Origin of the sequence: Nonomuraea sp. NEAU-A123, from assembly GCF_018603905.1 — a bacterium.
GTDB lineage: Bacteria > Actinomycetota > Actinomycetes > Streptosporangiales > Streptosporangiaceae > Nonomuraea.
The window spans coordinates 125,226-140,846 of record NZ_JAHFZZ010000023.1 but is presented as its reverse complement, the minus strand read 5'-3'; the positions used below and the strand labels follow the sequence as shown (position 1 = coordinate 140,846).

General features: G+C 69.5%; 19 protein-coding genes. 11 read left to right on the top strand and 8 right to left on the bottom strand.

Annotated features, from left to right (window positions below):
• Positions 1 to 48: 48 nt before the first annotated feature.
• Positions 49 to 741: a response regulator transcription factor gene (locus tag KLK06_RS46735; protein ID WP_214642201.1), complete on the bottom strand. Its 693-nt coding sequence runs from the start codon at positions 739 to 741 to the stop codon at positions 49 to 51.
• A complete protein-coding gene (locus tag KLK06_RS46730; protein ID WP_214642200.1) occupies positions 738 to 1,916 on the bottom strand; it encodes a cell wall metabolism sensor histidine kinase WalK in 1,179 nt (392 codons plus the stop codon). The genes KLK06_RS46735 and KLK06_RS46730 overlap by 4 nt, the downstream gene beginning before the upstream one ends.
• 123 nt (positions 1,917 to 2,039) lie before the next feature.
• Between KLK06_RS46730 and phoU the strand changes: the two genes are divergently transcribed.
• Complete coding sequence (gene phoU, locus KLK06_RS46725) at positions 2,040 to 2,684, top strand: phosphate signaling complex protein PhoU (protein ID WP_214642199.1); 645 nt, start codon at positions 2,040 to 2,042, stop codon at positions 2,682 to 2,684.
• Positions 2,685 to 2,726: 42 nt separating this feature from the next.
• Here phoU and KLK06_RS46720 read toward each other — a convergent pair whose 3' ends face one another.
• Genes KLK06_RS46720 through mshA form a run of 3 tightly spaced genes read right to left on the bottom strand, consistent with a single transcriptional unit; the run spans position 2,727 to position 5,268 of the window.
• Entirely contained in the window at positions 2,727 to 3,470 is a 744-nt protein-coding gene (locus KLK06_RS46720) for a phosphoglyceromutase (RefSeq protein WP_214642198.1), read from the bottom strand.
• A 21-nt stretch (positions 3,471 to 3,491) separates the two neighbouring features.
• Positions 3,492 to 3,980, bottom strand: a complete 489-nt coding sequence (locus KLK06_RS46715) for a YbjN domain-containing protein (protein WP_214642197.1) — start codon at positions 3,978 to 3,980, stop codon at positions 3,492 to 3,494.
• A gap of 10 nt (positions 3,981 to 3,990) precedes the next feature.
• Entirely contained in the window at positions 3,991 to 5,268 is a 1,278-nt protein-coding gene (gene mshA, locus KLK06_RS46710; RefSeq protein ID WP_308168753.1) for a D-inositol-3-phosphate glycosyltransferase, read from the bottom strand.
• 94 nt (positions 5,269 to 5,362) lie between these two features.
• Between mshA and KLK06_RS46705 the strand changes: the two genes are divergently transcribed.
• On the top strand, positions 5,363 to 6,106 hold the full coding sequence (locus KLK06_RS46705; RefSeq protein ID WP_214642196.1) for an SDR family NAD(P)-dependent oxidoreductase: 744 nt from the start codon (positions 5,363 to 5,365) through the stop codon (positions 6,104 to 6,106).
• Positions 6,099 to 6,890, top strand: coding sequence for a class I SAM-dependent methyltransferase (locus KLK06_RS46700; RefSeq protein WP_214642195.1), 792 nt, complete (start codon positions 6,099 to 6,101; stop codon positions 6,888 to 6,890). The genes KLK06_RS46705 and KLK06_RS46700 overlap by 8 nt, the downstream gene beginning before the upstream one ends.
• On the opposite strand, the gene KLK06_RS46695 is transcribed toward KLK06_RS46700, so the two are convergent.
• On the bottom strand, positions 6,887 to 7,390 hold the full coding sequence (locus tag KLK06_RS46695) for an O-acetyl-ADP-ribose deacetylase (RefSeq protein ID WP_214642194.1): 504 nt from the start codon (positions 7,388 to 7,390) through the stop codon (positions 6,887 to 6,889). The two genes, KLK06_RS46700 and KLK06_RS46695, sit on opposite strands and share 4 nt — an antisense overlap.
• A 54-nt stretch (positions 7,391 to 7,444) precedes the next feature.
• On the opposite strand from KLK06_RS46695, the gene KLK06_RS46690 reads away from it, so the two are divergent.
• The 5 genes from KLK06_RS46690 to KLK06_RS46670 all read left to right on the top strand — a co-directional run bounded on the left by KLK06_RS46690 (position 7,445) and on the right by KLK06_RS46670 (position 10,165).
• Complete coding sequence (locus KLK06_RS46690; protein WP_214642193.1) at positions 7,445 to 7,801, top strand: BlaI/MecI/CopY family transcriptional regulator; 357 nt, start codon at positions 7,445 to 7,447, stop codon at positions 7,799 to 7,801.
• Entirely contained in the window at positions 7,798 to 8,703 is a 906-nt protein-coding gene (locus KLK06_RS46685) for a M56 family metallopeptidase (protein WP_214642192.1), read from the top strand. Before KLK06_RS46690 ends, KLK06_RS46685 begins: the two co-directional genes overlap by 4 nt.
• Positions 8,704 to 8,762: 59 nt before the next feature.
• Complete coding sequence (locus tag KLK06_RS46680) at positions 8,763 to 9,254, top strand: helix-turn-helix domain-containing protein (protein WP_214642191.1); 492 nt, start codon at positions 8,763 to 8,765, stop codon at positions 9,252 to 9,254.
• Between the two features lie 3 nt (positions 9,255 to 9,257).
• Positions 9,258 to 9,680 carry a hypothetical protein gene (locus KLK06_RS46675; protein WP_214642190.1) on the top strand — a complete coding sequence of 141 codons (423 nt, stop codon included), beginning with the start codon at positions 9,258 to 9,260 and terminating at the stop codon, positions 9,678 to 9,680.
• Positions 9,681 to 9,796: 116 nt separating this feature from the next.
• A complete protein-coding gene (locus KLK06_RS46670) occupies positions 9,797 to 10,165 on the top strand; it encodes a DUF2516 family protein (protein WP_214642189.1) in 369 nt (122 codons plus the stop codon).
• Here the strand turns inward: KLK06_RS46670 and KLK06_RS46665 are convergent.
• A complete protein-coding gene (locus KLK06_RS46665) occupies positions 10,150 to 10,773 on the bottom strand; it encodes an SGNH/GDSL hydrolase family protein (protein WP_214642188.1) in 624 nt (207 codons plus the stop codon). The two genes, KLK06_RS46670 and KLK06_RS46665, sit on opposite strands and share 16 nt — an antisense overlap.
• A gap of 169 nt (positions 10,774 to 10,942) precedes the next feature.
• On the opposite strand from KLK06_RS46665, the gene KLK06_RS46660 reads away from it, so the two are divergent.
• Entirely contained in the window at positions 10,943 to 11,677 is a 735-nt protein-coding gene (locus KLK06_RS46660) for an alanyl-tRNA editing protein (RefSeq protein WP_214642187.1), read from the top strand.
• Here the strand turns inward: KLK06_RS46660 and KLK06_RS62695 are convergent.
• A complete protein-coding gene (locus KLK06_RS62695; RefSeq protein WP_214642186.1) occupies positions 11,674 to 12,750 on the bottom strand; it encodes a TetR/AcrR family transcriptional regulator C-terminal domain-containing protein in 1,077 nt (358 codons plus the stop codon). The genes KLK06_RS46660 and KLK06_RS62695 overlap by 4 nt on opposite strands.
• A gap of 120 nt (positions 12,751 to 12,870) precedes the next feature.
• Here KLK06_RS62695 and KLK06_RS46650 point away from each other — a divergent pair, with 120 nt between their 5' ends.
• Positions 12,871 to 13,965, top strand: a complete 1,095-nt coding sequence (locus KLK06_RS46650) for an FAD-dependent monooxygenase (RefSeq protein ID WP_214642185.1) — start codon at positions 12,871 to 12,873, stop codon at positions 13,963 to 13,965.
• Between the two features lie 46 nt (positions 13,966 to 14,011).
• Positions 14,012 to 15,619 (top strand): DUF2207 domain-containing protein, encoded by a 1,608-nt coding sequence (locus KLK06_RS46645; protein ID WP_214642184.1) that lies wholly within the window; start codon positions 14,012 to 14,014, stop codon positions 15,617 to 15,619.
• Positions 15,620 to 15,621 lie beyond the last annotated feature (2 nt).

Below are 15,621 nucleotides of genomic sequence, written 5' to 3'. Positions count from 1 at the left end.
GAGCCCCGGTACGTACCGGGGCTCCCTGTCAGCGTCTTAACAGAGCCGTCAGCTCTCCACCGCGTCGAACTTGTAGCCCAGCCCGCGCACGGTCAGGATGCAGCGCGGGTTCGACGGGTCCGACTCGATCTTGGCGCGCAGACGCTTGACGTGCACGTCGAGCGTCTTGGTGTCACCCACGTAGTCGGCGCCCCACACACGGTCGATGAGCTGGCCCCGGGTGAGCACCCGCCCGGCGTTGCGCAGCAGCACCTCCAGGAGCTCGAACTCCTTCAGCGGCAACTGCACCTGCTCGCCGCGTACGGCCACCACATGCCTGTCGACGTCCATGCGCACGGGCCCCACGGCCAGCACCGCCGACTCCAGCTCGTCCACGACGTCGCCCTGGCGGCGCAGCACGGCGCGGATACGGGCGACCAGCTCGCGCGAGGAGAACGGCTTGGTGACGTAGTCGTCGGCGCCCAGCTCCAGGCCCACGACCTTGTCGATCTCGCTGTCCTTGGCGGTCAGCATGATGACCGGCACCTTGGAACGCTGCCGCAGCGAGCGGCACACCTCGGTGCCCGGCAGGCCGGGCAGCATCAGGTCGAGCAGCACCAGATCGGCACCGCTCCGGTCGAATGTGTCGAGCGCCTCTGGCCCGGTCGCCGCGACGGAGACCTCAAAGCCTTCCTTACGGAGCATGTACGACAAGGCGTCGGAGAACGACTCCTCGTCCTCAACCACGAGAACTCGGGTCATTTTGCGGCCTCCAGGGTGTTCGGGGGTGGAACGACCACCGCGGTGCCGCCGAAAGCGGGCAGCCGCAGCGTGAATGTGGAGCCGGAGCCTTCCTTGCTCCAGACGGAGACCTCGCCGGCGTGCGCCGCGGCGACGTGCTTGACGATCGCGAGGCCGAGACCGGTGCCGCCGGTCGCCCGGGACCTGGCCGCGTCGACGCGGAAGAAGCGTTCGAAGATGCGTTCCAGCGATTCCTCTGGAATGCCGATGCCCTGGTCGCTGACGCTGATCTCGACGGAGTCGCCCGCCGGTCTGACACTGACGACGACCCGGGTGTGTTCGGGACTGTAGGCGACGGCGTTGTCGATGAGGTTGCGCAGGGCGGTGACGAGCAGTTCGTCGTCCCCCCAGATGCGCAGGCCCTCCGTGCCGCCGGTGACGAGCGTGATGTCCTTGGCGATCGCCCTGGTGTTGCAGTGGTCGATGGCATCGTTGATGGATTCGTCGATCGATACCTGGCCGGGGGTGGGGATGGGCTCGGCGCCCTGGATCCGGCTCAGCGTGATCAGGTCCTGCACCAGGTAGTTGAGCCTGGCGGCCTCGTGCTGCATGCGCCCGGCGAACCGGGTGACGGCTTCGGGATCGTCGGCGGCGTCCTGGATGGTCTCGGCGAGCAGGCTCAGAGCGCCGACGGGGGTCTTGAGCTCGTGGCTGACGTTCGCCACGAAGTCACGGCGGACGGCCTCCACCCTGCGCCGCTCGGTCTGGTCCTCGGCGAGCACCAGGACCTGGCCGTACGAGCCGAGCGGGGCCACGCGGACCGCGAAGTTCGTGATCTCCTGGCCGAACTTGTGCCCGGCGACGTCGATCTCGCTCTCCCGGATCTCGCCGTCCCGTCGTACCTGCCTGGCCAGGGCGAGCAGTTCGGCGGCCATCAGCCGGTCGCCCTTGACCAGCCCGAACGCGCGTGCGGCCGAGCTGGCCCGCAGCACGCGGTCATGCGCGTCGAGCACGACCGCGGACGAGGGCAGCACGGCCAGCACCGAGGCCACGCCCTGCGGGAGGGCGCCGAGCTCCTGGTCGCCGGCCGTCGCGGTCCTGTTCTGGGCCTCGATCTGGTTGCGGTAGAACAGGACCGCCAGCGCTCCCACGACGAACCCCGCCAGGGCCGTCAAGCTCATGGCCATCTCACTCATGTCTCCGATGGTAGGCGGCCTTCTCCGAGGGACACCCCTCTCACCTGGGGATGAACGTCTCTTTCCAGGAAAGTTCATCTGGCGGTAGGAGTTCGTTCATCGAGAGCCACGTACGGTGACGGCATGCGCGACGCGTACCATGAAGAACTCGATTCCCTGACTGCCAAGCTGGTCGAGATGACCAGGCTGGTCCGCTCGGCCATTTCCAGGGCCACCACCGCTCTGCTCGACTCCGACCTCCAGCTCGCGGAGAGCGTGATCTCCAGGGATGCGGAGGTGAACGCGACGTTCGAGGAGATCGAGACGTCCATCTTCGAGCTGATGGCCAGGCAGCAGCCGGTGGCCGTGGACCTGCGGATGGTGATCACGGCTCTGCGGATGGGCACGGACCTGGAGCGCATGGGCGACCTGGCGGTCCACGTGGCCAAGGTCGCGCGGCTGCGCCATCCCGAGACGGCGATCCCGCCGGAGGTGCGGCCCACGATCCTGCAGATGGGCCAGATCGCCGAGACCCTGGTCACCAAGGCGGGTAGCTGCATCGCCTCGCAGGACGTGGAGTCGGCGATGGAGCTCGAATCCGACGACGACGCCATGGACAAACTGCACCGGCGGTTGTTCAGGAACATCCTGTCCAAGGACTGGCCCCACGGCGTGGAGCCGGCCATCGACATCACGCTGATCGGCCGCTACTACGAGCGTTACGCCGACCACGCGGTCCGCGTGGCCGGTGACGTCGTCTACCTGGTGACGGGCGCCCGCCCGGCCTGACACCCGGTGGTGGGGCGCCGGTAAGCGCCCCACCCCAAGGCGTCAGCGGCCCTGGTTGGCGACCGCCTCGATCGCCGCCTTCGCCGCCTCGGGGTCGAGGTATTCGCCGCCGCGCCGGAGCGGCCGGAACTCGGCGTCCAGCTCGTAGCGCAGCGGGATGCCCGTGGGGATGTTGAGTCCGGCGATCTCCTCGTCGGGGATGCCGTCGAGATGCTTGACCAGCGCGCGCAGCGAGTTGCCGTGCGCCGCCACCAGCACGGTGCGCCCGGCCGCGAGATCCGGGACGATCTCGTCGTACCAGTAGGGCAGCATGCGGTCGACGACGTCCTTGAGGCACTCGGTGCGCGGCATGAGCTCGGGCGGCAGCAGGGCGTAGCGCGGGTCGCCCGCCTGGGAGTACTCGTCGCCGTCGGCGATCGGGGGCGGCGGGACGTCGAAGGAGCGCCTCCAGAGCATGAACTGCTCGTCGCCGAACTCCTGCCGCGTCTGCGCCTTGTCCTTGCCCTGGAGCGCGCCGTAGTGGCGCTCGTTGAGCCGCCACGAGCGCTTGACCGGCAGCCAGAGCAGGTCGGCCTCGCCCAGGGCGAGCTGGGCCGTCTGGATGGCCCTGGTCAGCAGGCTGGTGTGGACCACATCGGGCCGTACGCCGGCCTCCACCAGGAGCTTGCCGCCCCGGCGGGCCTCGTCCTCGCCCTTGGCCGAGAGGCTCACGTCCACCCACCCGGTGAACAGGCCTTTCGCGTTCCAGTCACTCTCGCCGTGCCGTAGCAGCACCAAAGTCGCCATGCGGTAATCCTATGGCGGGCGTCAGTCGCCGGTCCGCGCCGGATCCGCGAAACGGGCGAACGCCTGGAGGTTGGCCAGCGACTCGCCGCGTTTGGCGCGCCATTCCCACTCGCGCCTGATCGACGAGGCGAAGCCGAGTTCCAGCGCCCGGTCGAACCAGTCGTCGGAGTAGGTCAGCACGCAGCCGAGCAGCCGGTCGATCTCCTCCTCGGTGATCGCCGTGAGCGGCACCCGGCCGACGAGATAGACGTCGCCGACGGTGTCGATGGAGAAGTGCACGCCGTACATGCCGCCGTTCTTGGCGAGCAGCCACTTGTAGAACTCGGTGTGGTTCTCGTCGGGCTGGCGGCAGAAGAACGCCTCGACGTGCAGTGCCTGATCGCCGATGATCAACCACGTCATCGTGGCGAGCTTGTGCTGCCCGGGTAGCTTCACCAGGAACGCTCCTGGTCGCGGCTCGTCAAAGGAGACGTCCGCGGCCTTGAGCGCGGTTTCTACGACATCGCGCATGTCGTACAGCCTACGAAATGACGGCAACCGGCAACCTGTTCAGGTCGGCGACGGCGCCCGCGTAGACCTCCATCAGCTGAGACGACGTGGCCTGCCAGCCGAACGCCGCCGCGTGCGCGCGGGCGCCGGCCGACAGGCCGTCGCGCCAGGCCGGCGCGGTGACGAAGCGGCGCAGCGCGCGCGCCCACTCGTGCGAGTCGTGACCGTCCACGAGCACACCCGACACGCCATCCCGTACGGCCGTGCGCAGCCCGCCCACGGCGGCCGCGGCGACAGGGGTGCCGCAGGCCTGTGACTCCAGGGCGACGAGGCCGAACGACTCGCTGTACGACGGCACGACGGTCACGTCGGCCGCGCGGTACCAGTCGGCCAGTTCGTGCTGCGGCGCCGGCGGCACCAGCCGGACGACGTCGGAGATGCCCAGCTCGGCGGCGAGTTCGACGAGGATGGACGGCCTGGCCAGGCCGTTGCCCGACGGGCCGCCCACGCACGCCACGACCAGGCGGCCGCGCAGCGAGGGGTCGTCGATGAGCATCCGCGAGGCGGCGCGCAGCAGCACGTCGGGGGCCTTCAGCGGCTGGATCCGGCCCACGAACAGCAGCACGTGCGCGTTCTGCGGCAGTCCGAGCCGGCGCCGGGCGGCGCCCTGTGAAGCGGGCTGGAAGACGGTGAGGTTGACACCCGGGTTCACGACCGCGACGCGTTCCTCCTGTGCGCCGTACAGCTCGATGAGCTCGCTCGCCTCGTCACCGGTGTTGGCCACGAGCCGGTCGGCGATCTCCACGACCTGCTCCTCGCCCACCACGCGGGCCTGCGGCTCGGGCTGGTCGTCCGCGGCCAGCAGCCGGTTCTTCACCTTGGCCATGGTGTGCATGGTGTGCACGAGCGGCACGCCCCAGCGCTCCTTGGCCAGCCAGCCAACCTGTCCGGACAGCCAGTAGTGCGAGTGGATGACGTCATAGCGACCCGGGTCGTACATCGCCTCGGTCCGCAGCACGCCCGACAGGAACGCGCAGAGCTGAGCGGGCATGTCGGCCCTGGTCAGCTCCTCGTACGGGCCGGCGGTCAGGTGGCGCACCAGGACACCGGGGGCGAGTTCGGCCACCGGTGGCTGGTCTCGGCCGGTGGCCCGGGTGAAGATCTCCACCTCGACGCCGGACTCGGCCAGCCGTTTGGCCGATTCGACGATGTACACGTTCATCCCGCCGGCGTCGCCCGTGCCGGGCTGTTCCAAGGGAGACGTGTGCATGCTGATGGTCGCGACCCGGTTGACCCGTTGTCGCCTCACCCGACACCACCTCCAGAAGGAGTACAACTATGCCGAACATTCCGACATTCCCGACAAGCGGGGTGTCATGAGCAGGGCTGGCAAGATGTGTGCCATGAAAAAGACGGCAGTGGTGACAGGCGCGAGCAGCGGCATCGGCGAGGCGACGGCCAGGCGGCTGGCCGCCGAAGGCTATGACGTGGTGGCGGGCGCGAGGCGGCAGGACCGGCTGGACAAGCTGGCCGCCGAAGTGCCCGGGATCCGTCCCGTGTCCCTGGACGTGACCTCTCAGGAGTCGGTGGACGCGCTGGCGGCCTCGCTCGACCGCTGTGACGTGCTGGTCAACAACGCCGGCGGCGCGCTCGGCGCGGAGACGGTGGCCGAGGGGCTGCTCGACGACTGGCAGCGGATGTACGACACGAACGTCCTCGGGTCGCTGCGCATGACGCAGGCCCTGCTGCCCAAGCTCGTCGAGTCGGGCGACGGGGTGCTGGTGATGCTCACCTCGACCGCGGCGCTGGTGGCGTACGAGGGCGGCGGCGGCTACGTGGCGGCCAAGCAGGCACAGCGCTCGATGGCCGAGACGCTCAGGCTCGAACTGGTCGGGCAGCCGGTGCGCGTCGTGGAGATCGCGCCGGGCATGGTCCAGAGCGAGGGCTTCGCGGTCACCCGCTTCCGCGGCGACGAGGCCGCCGCCGCCCGCGTCTACCAGGGCGTGCCGGACCCGCTGTCCTCCGACGACGTGGCCGACGCGATCGTGTGGTGCGTCACCAGGCCCGCGCACGTCAACATCGACCGCTTGATCATGCGCCCGCGCGCCCAGGCCGCCCAGCACAAGGTGCACCGCGTCGGTGGCTAGGCCGGTCGGCTCCATCACCCGAGGGACGACCGGGCACAACCGGCTGCGGCGCGCCGACCGGTGGATCGCCGCCGCGCACGGCCGCGTGCTGCGCGCCACCGCCCGGCCGCTGGCCGTGGACCTCGGCTACGGCGCCTCCCACACCACCACGCTGGAGCTCTTCACCCGGCTGCGCCGGATCAGCTCCGACGTCGAGGTGGTGGGCATCGAGATCGACCCCGCGCGGGTCGCCCTGGCCAAGCCGTACGAGCGCCCGGGCCTGAGCTTCGCGCTGGGCGGCTTCGAGCTGCCGGTCTCGCGTCCCCCGCTGCTGATCCGGGCCTTCAACGTGCTCAGGCAGTACGGCGAGGCGGACGCCTGGCGCTACTGGGAGGCACTGCGCGGCAAGCTGGCCCCCGGCGGCGTGCTGGTGGAGGGCACCTGCTCGGAGACCGGCCACCGGGCGATCTGGGCCGGGGTGGATCGGACCGGCCCGCGCACGCTCACCCTGTCGGCCAGGTTCGACGCCTTCGACCGCCCTTCGGACCTGGCCGACCGCCTGCCGAAGACGCTCATCCACCGGAACGTCCCAGGCGAGCGCATCCATGCGTTCCTGAGCGACTTCGACCGCGCATGGGCGAGAACCGCCCCCTATGGCGCCCACGGCCGCAGGCAGCGCTGGCTGGCCGCGGTGGACGTCCTGGCGACCACCTGGCCCATCCATCGGACTCCGCCGCTCGGCGGCACGGCCAGGTGGCGCCTCGGAGAACTGACCCTCCCCTGGGAGGCGGTCGCGCCGCGCTAGAGAGCCCCCGAGAAGGCGGCGTAAGCCACCGCGTCGAACAGCACGAACCGCACCTCGTCCACAGCTGTGGAAAACTCCCGCACGGTACGCAGCGCGATGCGGGCGCCGTCGTCCAGCGGCCACCCGTAGATGCCGGTCGAGATCGCCGGAAAGGCCACCGACCGAGCCCCCAGCGAGTCGGCCACCCGGAGCGACTCGCGATAGCACGAGGCCAGAACGTCGGATCGATCATCCGTCGGCGAATAGACCGGCCCGACGGTGTGGATCACCCAGGTCGCGTCGAGCCGTCCGGCGGTCGTGGCCACGGCCTGTCCCGCCGGCAATCCCTTTCCGTAGTGGGAGGCCCGCAGCGCCCGGCACTCGGCGAGGATCTCCGGGCCGCCCCGCCGGTGGATCGCGCCGTCGACCCCGCCCCCGCCCAGCAGCGACGAATTGGCGGCATTGACGATCGCGTCGACTGTCTGCGCGGTGATGTCCCCCTGGACCAGCGTGACGTGCATCTCACCAGCATCCCGGATGGCTGCTCGACGCTTTGTAGTACTACGCTGATGCGTGTGAAGGGTCTTGGCGAGCTCGAACGCAGCATCATGGACATCATCTGGGCGGAGAGCAGCGCGCTGACGGCCCGCGAAGTCGGGCGTCTCATAGCCGACCGCGACCTGGCCCCGACCACCGTCATGACCGTCCTCGACCGTCTGACCCGCAAGGGGTTCCTCCAGCGGACCCGCGACGGCCGCGCCTGGCGCTACGAACCGGCGGCGAGCCGCGACGCGTACATCGCCGAGCTTATGCTGGAAGCTCTGGACCTGACGGGCGACCGCTCGGCCGCCCTCACCCGCTTCGCCCAGGCCGTGTCGGGCTCGGAGGCGGAGATCCTGCGGAGAGCTCTCACGGAGCTGGAGGAAGAGTGATCACGGCAGCGACGCTGGCAGCGCTCGCCATGGCGTGCGGGCTCGGCTCCTGGCGTCTCACGACCGCCCGCTGGACGTCCCGGGCCCCTCGGATCGCCATCATCCTCTGGCAGTCCCTGGGCGTGGCCTGGGGGCTGGCCACGACGGGCGCCATGCTGGCCTACGCCGTCCAGCCGTACGAGCTGGGCGTGCTGCAGAGCCTGATCGCCTTCGCGAGCGGTGAGCCTCCGCGCCAGAGCTGGGATCCGCTGCACGTGGCGGCGATGATCGCCGGACTGGCCGCGCTGGCCGTGCTCGTCGTGGTGCTGATCACCGCGGGCGTGCAGGCCCTGCGGGCCCGCCGGCGCCACCGCGTGCTGCTCGCCCTGATCGCCCGCGACGACCCGGGCGTGCCCGGCGTGCGGGTGCTCGACCATCCGAGCGCGGCGGCCTACTGCGTGCCAGGACTGCGTTCGCAGGTGGTGGTCAGCGAGGGCGCGCTCAAGCTGCTGTCCCACGACGAGCTCACGGCCGTGCTCGCGCACGAGGCCGCGCACGTACGGGAGCGCCACGACCTGGTGCTGCTGCCGTTCGCCGCGCTGCGCCGGGCACTGCCCTGGTCCAAGGTGGCCTTCGACGCGCAGGGGCAGGTCGAGCTGCTCATCGAGATGGCCGCCGACGACCGCGCGCGCCGCTACTGCTCGCCGCGCAGGCTGGCCACCGCCCTGCTCAGGTTCGGTACGGCGGGTGCCATGCCGACCCCGCAGGGCATGCTCGGCGTGCACGCCAAGAACGTCATGGCCAGGGTGGACCGCCTGATCAAGCCGGGTCCTTCGCTGCCCGCCACGGCGCGCTACGGGATCATCGCGCTCTCCGTGACGTTGGTCACAGCCACGCCGTTCCTGTGGACCATCCAGCTCTAGCGCTTGCAGGTGTTACCTTCGCGTTTGCAATTGCAAGCACTCTGCGGCAGAATATCGGTATGGCACTACCGAAGGTCGGCTCGATCGGCGAATACATCCGCGAGCAGCGGCAGCAGGCGAAGATCTCCCTGCGCCAGCTCGCGACGGCCGCGGGGGTGTCCAACCCCTACCTCAGCCAGATCGAGCGCGGTCTGCGGAAGCCGAGCGCGGAAATTCTCAACCAGATCGCCAAAGGCCTGCACATCTCTTCGCAGGCGCTCTACGTGCAGGCGGGCCTCATCGAGGATCGCGAGCCGCCGAGTGACGTGATCACGGCGATCCGCGCCGACCCGCTCCTGAGCGGGCGGCAACGCCAGGTGCTGATCGACATTTATGAGTCGTTTCGCAAAGAGAAGCGCGCCGAAGACGAGCAGACCTCCCAGAACGCTCATCTCCGGCACGACTCCGAATCGGACGACGAGCCGCTGCCCGATGAATATCTCGCCGCGCTTGAGCCTTTCGCGGCGTCCACCGGCAACGGCACCGCCAACCAGGAAACCAAGGAAGGTTAACCCATGACTCTGGCCACCGAGGTCAAGAAGCTCACCGACTCCAAGCCTTTCTACGCCGTCGCGGGCGTGGGCGACTACGCCGTGGAGAAGCTGCGCGAGCTGCCCGAGCAGTTGCTGAAGCTGCAGTCCCGCCGCGCCGAGATCGCCAAGGACCTGCCGGAGAAGGCCCGCACCTACGCCGACAAGGCCGAGGGCTTCGCCAAGGAGTTCCCCGAGAAGGCGCGCACCTACGCCGACCAGCTGACCGTCCTCGCCACCGAGGTCTACGAGGACTTCGCCACCCGTGGGCGCAAGGTCGTCAGCAAGGCGAGCGGCGAGGCCGCACTGGAGCTGGAGGAGGTGTCGGAGGCCGCCGAGCCGCCCGTCGCCACCCCCGTCACCGTCAAGAAGCCCCGCACCACCAAGGCCACCACGCCCAAGGCCTGACCTGTCAGCGCGGGCCCGCCTCCACGAGGCGGGCCTTTCCGCGTTGACAGGTGCCCGTTTGTCAGGGGTCCCTACTAGGCTGGGGCCGTTTCATCGCGAGCGTTGGGCGGACTCACATGGAAATCATCAACGGCGGCCTGAATCTTCTCTTTCTGCTGCTCGCGGTCGGCATCCTCGGCATGTCGATCTATGCGCTGGTGCACGCCGCGCGGGTGCCGACCAACGCGTTCGTGTCGGCCGGCAAGCTGCAGAAGAATCTCTGGCTGATCATCCTGGTCCTCGCCACGCTGTTCGCCGCCGCGGGCGCGTGGGACTACTACAACGCCTTCATGGCTGTGGGTGGCACACAGTTCATCGGGATCGGGCTGGGGTTCTTCTCGATCATCGCCGTCATCGCGGCGACGGTCTACATCGTCGACGTCAAGCCCGCCGTCAAGGGCATGGGCGGGCGCGGCGGCAACAACGGCCCTTACGGACCTTGGTGATCCTCCCCCTTCGCTAGCCGGCCGATGGCGTCTGTCAGCCAGCTGGCCAGGTGGGCATGGCCTTCGGCGGTGGGATGGATACCGTCGGGGAGCAGTTGGCCCGGTGGAGTGCCGGTGATCCGGGGTTCGTCGAGCGGGTCCAGGAAGGGAATGGTTTCCTGCCCGGCCAGGCTCGACAAGGCGTCACGCACCCGAAAAGCCCTGCGCGGGGTGTCGCGCAGCCAGATGGGGCCGATCATGAGGATGCGGGTTCGCGGCCAATGGGTCCGCACCTCGGAGATGAGGCTCTCCGCCGCTCGCCGCACGCTCTCCGCGGACCAGCGGCAGTCGTTGTGGCCGCCTGAGATGACCAGCAGGTCGGGGGCGGGGCGCCAGGCCAGTTCGGCCTCGAACGACTGCTGGAACGTACGGCCGACACGGCCCTTGTTGAGATAGCCGGTGCCTCCCGCGCCCGCGATGACCGGTTGCCAGCCCAGCAGCCGGGCCGACTCGGCGGCGTAGGTCCGCCAGGTGGGCACCGGACCGGAGCCGACCGTGAAGCTGTCGCCGACGAACATCACGACGGGCGCGGCCGATCCGCTCTCCGGCCCCGACAGCCAGCCATGCATCGGCGCGGGCGTTTCGGAGCGGAGCCGTGCCGGGCTTGGCCACGCTTCACCTGCTCCACCACCGCATCCCGATATCACGCAACAAATCCCCAGTATCGCGACAGCCGGTGCGATCAGGGCTCGATCCAGCAGGCCGCGCATATCCACCTCGGGGCTTTAAGCTGCCGACATGACTCATGACCTCCACGGGCGGACACATCGGCTCGAATTGTCGGATCAGAATCTGCGCGACTTCGAAGCCGTCGTCCTGGATTCCACACCCGACGGGATCGTTCTGAGCAAGTCGGCATTCTATCCGGGCGGAGGCGGCCAGCCGGCAGATCACGGAGTTCTGCTCTGGCAGGGAGTGGAAACGCGGATCGTCGGGGTGCGCAAAGCCGATGATCTGCACTTGATTCCGGCAGAGGGCGACCCGATCCCGCCGGCCGGCACGGTCGTTCAGGGGGCGGTGGCCGACGAACGCCGCTCGGCCCTCATGCGTACCCACTCGGGGCTCCACGTTCTGTGCGGCGTGGTGTTCCGCGACTACGGGTCGCTGGTGACGGGCGGCAACATGGACGTGCTGAGCGCGCGGATGGACTTCAACCTGCCGGAGGTGCCGCCGGGCTTCAAGGAGACGGTCGAGGACGCGTGCAACGCCGAGATCGTCGCGGACCGGCGCATCGACGTACGGGTCCTGCCGCGCGAGGAGGCCTTCGAGATCCCGGACATCATCCGGACGGCGACGAACCTGGTGCCGGAGCACGTGGCCGACGTCCGGATCATCGACATCGTCGGGCTGGACACCCAGGCCGACGGCGGCACGCACGTCGCCTCGACGAAGCAGATCGGGCACATCAGGGTGGCCAAGATCGAGAGCAAGGGACGCGGCTTTCGCCGCCTCCGCATCGCGATCTCCGACTAGTCCCTGCCTGGCTGCCTCTCGATGATCCCGGCCAGGCCGTCGAGCAGCGCTCGCAGACCGAGCTCGAAGAGCCGGTCGAAGTCGAACTCGAAGTCGCCCCCCATCCGCGCGATGACGTCGACGAACGTGGGATAGGGCCCCGACGTGACGATGGCCGCCAGCTGCTCGTCCTGGTCCCGCATCCATTCGTCGTCGGTGAGGCCGGTCATGGCCCGCGCCTGGACCTCCAGCTCGAAGTTGGCGGCGATCCCCTGAACGTGGCTGTACAGCAGGATGTGCACGTCCATCATGGTCACCGGGTCGAGGCCGTGGCCGTCGATCGCCGCCAGCGCCCATTCGGTGTGCCTGAGCAGGCTCGGTGACGGCAGCGGCCGGGTCAGCGAGGTGATCCCGGCCATCCACGGGTGCCGCCGATAGGCCGCCCACTGCACGCGGGCCGCCACCTCCAGCCGGGCCCGCCAGCCGTGCGGCGGCTCGTCGGGCAGCGGGAACTCGCCGAACACCTGCTCGATCATCAGCTCGACCAGGTCGTCCTTGCTGCCCACGTGGCGGTAGAGCGACATGGTGGCCACGCCGAGCCGGCCCGCGACACCGCGCATGGACAGCGCGGGCAACCCCTCGGCGTCGGCCATCTCGACGGCGATCCGCACGACCCGATCACGCGTCAAATCACGCGCCGCATCCCGCCCGGAGTCTCGCGCCCGATCACGCCCGGACTCACGCACCGCATCTCGCGCCGGGTCTCGCGCTGGGTCATGCACGGAGTCATGCGCGGGGCCGTGCGCGGCGCTGTGGCTCGCGTCGCGGCTTGGGTTGTCGGGGTCGCCGTGCGGGTGTCGTGGTGACCGGCCCGGGGGCCCGGCGACGACCGTACCGACGCGCGGCTCGGCCACGACCACGCCCTGCTGCCCGAGCCTGGCCAGCGCCTTGGCGGCGGTGGCCAGCGCGACGTCCCAGTCCCTGGCCAGTTGCCGGGTGGAGGGCACCCGATCCCCGGCCCGCAACTCGCCGTCCGCTATGCGGCGCTTGATGTCGTCGACGATCCGCACGTACGGCGGCGCGGCTTCCACCACCACCGACCTCCCTCAACCCTGTACTAGTACAGAGATTAGCAGAATCCCTGTTGCGAAGCCTGTCTGTACGCCGTACATTCACTCCGTACAGCGTCAACAGCAGACAAGGGAGACCCTGCCATGAACGTCCTCATTTCCGGCGCCAGCATCGGCGGCCCCGTCCTGGCCTACTGGCTGCGCGAGCACGGCTTCGACGTGACCGTCGTCGAACGCGCCCCCGAGCCCCGCCGGGGCGGCCAGGCGATCGACATCCGGGGAGCCGCGCTGGAGGTGGCCGAGCGCATGGGCATCCTGGAGCAGGCACGAGCCCTGAAGACCGACATGCGCGGCATGTCGATGGTCGACGGCGACGGCAACGAGCTGATGCGCAGCACCGAGGAGACGATCAGCGGCGGCCGGCTGGACAGCCCCGACATCGAGATCATGCGCGACGACCTGACCGCGCTCGTCATCGCCGCCTCGGCCGGAGGCGCCGAATACCTCTACGGCGACTCGATCGCGACGATCGACCAGGACGACCAGGGTGTCCAGGTGACGTTCGAGAGCGGCGTACGGCGGCGTTTCGACTATGTGGTCGGCGCCGACGGGCTGCACTCGAACGTGCGCGGGCTGGTGTTCGGCGAGGAGTCGCGGTTCATCAACCACCTCGGCATGTACGTGGCCATCTACAGCGCCGACAACTTCCTCGACCTGGACCGCTGGCAGGTGTGGCACCGGGAGGGCGAGGCCGGGTTCGGTCTCTACACCGTCCCGGGCAACGCCTCAATGCGGGTCAACATCGGCTTCGGCTCCGAGCCCGTCGCCTACGACTACCGCGACATCGAACAGCAGAAGCGGCTCATCGAGGAGCGCTGCTCGGAGCTGCGCTGGGAGACGCCCCGGCTGCTGAAGGCGATGTGGGAAGCCGACGACTTCTACTTCGACGCCATGGCGCAGATCCGGATGGACCGCTGGTCCGAGGGCCGGGTCACACTGGTCGGCGACGCGGGCTACTGCGCCTCACCGCTGTCCGGTCAGGGCACCAGCCTGGCCATGGTCGGCGCGTACGTACTGGCTCAGGAGCTGGCCAGGGACACAGACCAGGCGTTCGACCGCTACGAGCGGCGGATGCGGCCGTTCGTCGAGCTCAACCAGGCGCTCGCCCTGGAGAACCCGGGCCAGGGCGCGGCTCCGGAGAACGTCCAGCGGGCCGCCAACGGCATCACGCTCGATTGATCCCACCTGCCCCTGCCAGGTGTACGAACCGCTACGATTTGCCGCCATGACGGGTATCAGGCGCACGCTGGCCATACTGGGGGCCGTCGCTCTATCGCTGACCGCCGTCCCCGCCACGGCGGCGGCCGGGATCACCGACGAGGTGACCATGAGCCTCGCCAAGAACGGCACGCTACATGTGGTGGAGAAGATCAGCAACGGCTCGGGGGAGCTCAAGCGGACCTTCCTCACCAGGACCCGCTTCGACGACGACAACGACCGGCTGTACCAGATCTCCAACGTCAAGGGCGGCACGCTCGCCGGCGACGTGCTGACCATGAAGGCGCCGGGCACCGTCGAGTACGACGTCAAGGGGGCCGTGACGCCCGCGGGCGCCATCGAGGAGCTGCGCTGGTTCGCGGTGAACGGCTGGAGCACGCCGGTCGCCAAGGCGACGGTCAAGGTGAGCGGCCCCGGCCAGGTACAGAACCTGTCGTGCTTCGCCGGCGAGCTGACCTCGGCCATCGGCTGCACGTCCGCCTCCATGGACCACGGCGCCACCGAGGCCGCCTTCGAGCAGCAGAACGTGGGCCCCGGCCAGGCGCTGACCGTGGTCGTCGGCTATACCAAGGGCTCCACCAGCGGCGTGCCGATCCTGGAGCGGCGCTTCTCGCTGGCCGGCGCCTTCACGCTGAACACCGTCACCGGCGGCGCGCTCGCCGCCCTGCTGGTGCTCCTGCTCGGCGGCGTCGGGTTGCTCTACTGGACGCGCGGACGCGACTCCAGGGCCGCCGGAAACGAGCGAAACACGGTCGCCCCCGTGCAGAACGGGCACTTCTCCCCGCCCGACGGGGTACGGCCCGGCCAGATCGGCACGCTCGTCGACGAACAGGCCGACGTGGTCGACGTCACCGCGACGATCGTGGACTTCGCGGTCCGCGGCTACCTGCGGATCGACGAGCAGCCGCGGCAGGCCTACGACGCGCCCGACTGGACGCTGGTCAGGCTGCCGAACGCGCCGGTCAACACGTTGCTGCCGTACGAGCGGGCGCTCTACGACGCCATCTTCGACGGGCGCGACATGGTGCTGCTGTCCCAGTTGTCCGGCTCGTTCGCCAGCCATCTGGGCAAGGTCCGCGACGCCCTCTACACCGACGTGGTGACGCAGGGGTGGTTCGCCCGCCGTCCCGACACCGAGCGCACGCGCTGGACCATCATCGGCGTGGCGCTCATCGGCCTGGGCCTGCTGGCCACGGTCGCGCTCGCCTGGTTCACCACGTACGGCCTGCTGGGCCTGGCGCTGGTCATCGCGGGCGGCGCCCTGGCGGTCGGCGGGCAGTACATGCCCGCCAAGACCGCCAAGGGCTCGGCCGCGCTGGCGCACACGCTGGGCTTCCGCGAGTACCTGTTCTCCGGCGACCTCGGGGAGGTGCCCGAGCAGCACCGGGTGGAGCTGTTCTCGCGCTATCTCCCGTACGCCGTGATCTTCGACGGCGTGGAGCACTGGTCGCGGGTCGTCGCCTCGGTCACCGGCAATGGCCACAACTCCGACAATCTGTACTGGTATCACGGCCCGGCAGAGTGGGATCTGTCCAAGTTCGCCGGGTCGATGCGGACGTTCACCACGACGACCTCGGGCGCGATCTCGGCCAGCCGCCAGTTCCGCACCCTCTAGAG

Excerpts from the sequence above, each read along its gene's own strand:
- KLK06_RS46660 (WP_214642187.1), top strand. The coding sequence starts at position 10,943 with ATGACTCATGACCTCCACGGGCGGACACATCGGCTCGAATTGTCGGAT.
- KLK06_RS46665 (WP_214642188.1), bottom strand. The coding sequence starts at position 10,773 with ATGCATGGCTGGCTGTCGGGGCCGGAGAGCGGATCGGCCGCGCCCGTC.
- KLK06_RS46650 (WP_214642185.1), top strand. The coding sequence starts at position 12,871 with ATGAACGTCCTCATTTCCGGCGCCAGCATCGGCGGCCCCGTCCTGGCC.
- phoU (WP_214642199.1), top strand. The coding sequence starts at position 2,040 with ATGCGCGACGCGTACCATGAAGAACTCGATTCCCTGACTGCCAAGCTG.
- KLK06_RS46680 (WP_214642191.1), top strand. The coding sequence starts at position 8,763 with ATGGCACTACCGAAGGTCGGCTCGATCGGCGAATACATCCGCGAGCAG.
- KLK06_RS46645 (WP_214642184.1), top strand. The coding sequence starts at position 14,012 with ATGACGGGTATCAGGCGCACGCTGGCCATACTGGGGGCCGTCGCTCTA.
- KLK06_RS46670 (WP_214642189.1), top strand. The coding sequence starts at position 9,797 with ATGGAAATCATCAACGGCGGCCTGAATCTTCTCTTTCTGCTGCTCGCG.
- KLK06_RS46730 (WP_214642200.1), bottom strand. The coding sequence starts at position 1,916 with ATGAGTGAGATGGCCATGAGCTTGACGGCCCTGGCGGGGTTCGTCGTG.
- KLK06_RS46675 (WP_214642190.1), top strand. The coding sequence starts at position 9,258 with ATGACTCTGGCCACCGAGGTCAAGAAGCTCACCGACTCCAAGCCTTTC.
- KLK06_RS46720 (WP_214642198.1), bottom strand. The coding sequence starts at position 3,470 with ATGGCGACTTTGGTGCTGCTACGGCACGGCGAGAGTGACTGGAACGCG.
- KLK06_RS46715 (WP_214642197.1), bottom strand. The coding sequence starts at position 3,980 with ATGCGCGATGTCGTAGAAACCGCGCTCAAGGCCGCGGACGTCTCCTTT.
- KLK06_RS46735 (WP_214642201.1), bottom strand. The coding sequence starts at position 741 with ATGACCCGAGTTCTCGTGGTTGAGGACGAGGAGTCGTTCTCCGACGCC.
- KLK06_RS46695 (WP_214642194.1), bottom strand. The coding sequence starts at position 7,390 with ATGCACGTCACGCTGGTCCAGGGGGACATCACCGCGCAGACAGTCGAC.
- KLK06_RS46705 (WP_214642196.1), top strand. The coding sequence starts at position 5,363 with ATGAAAAAGACGGCAGTGGTGACAGGCGCGAGCAGCGGCATCGGCGAG.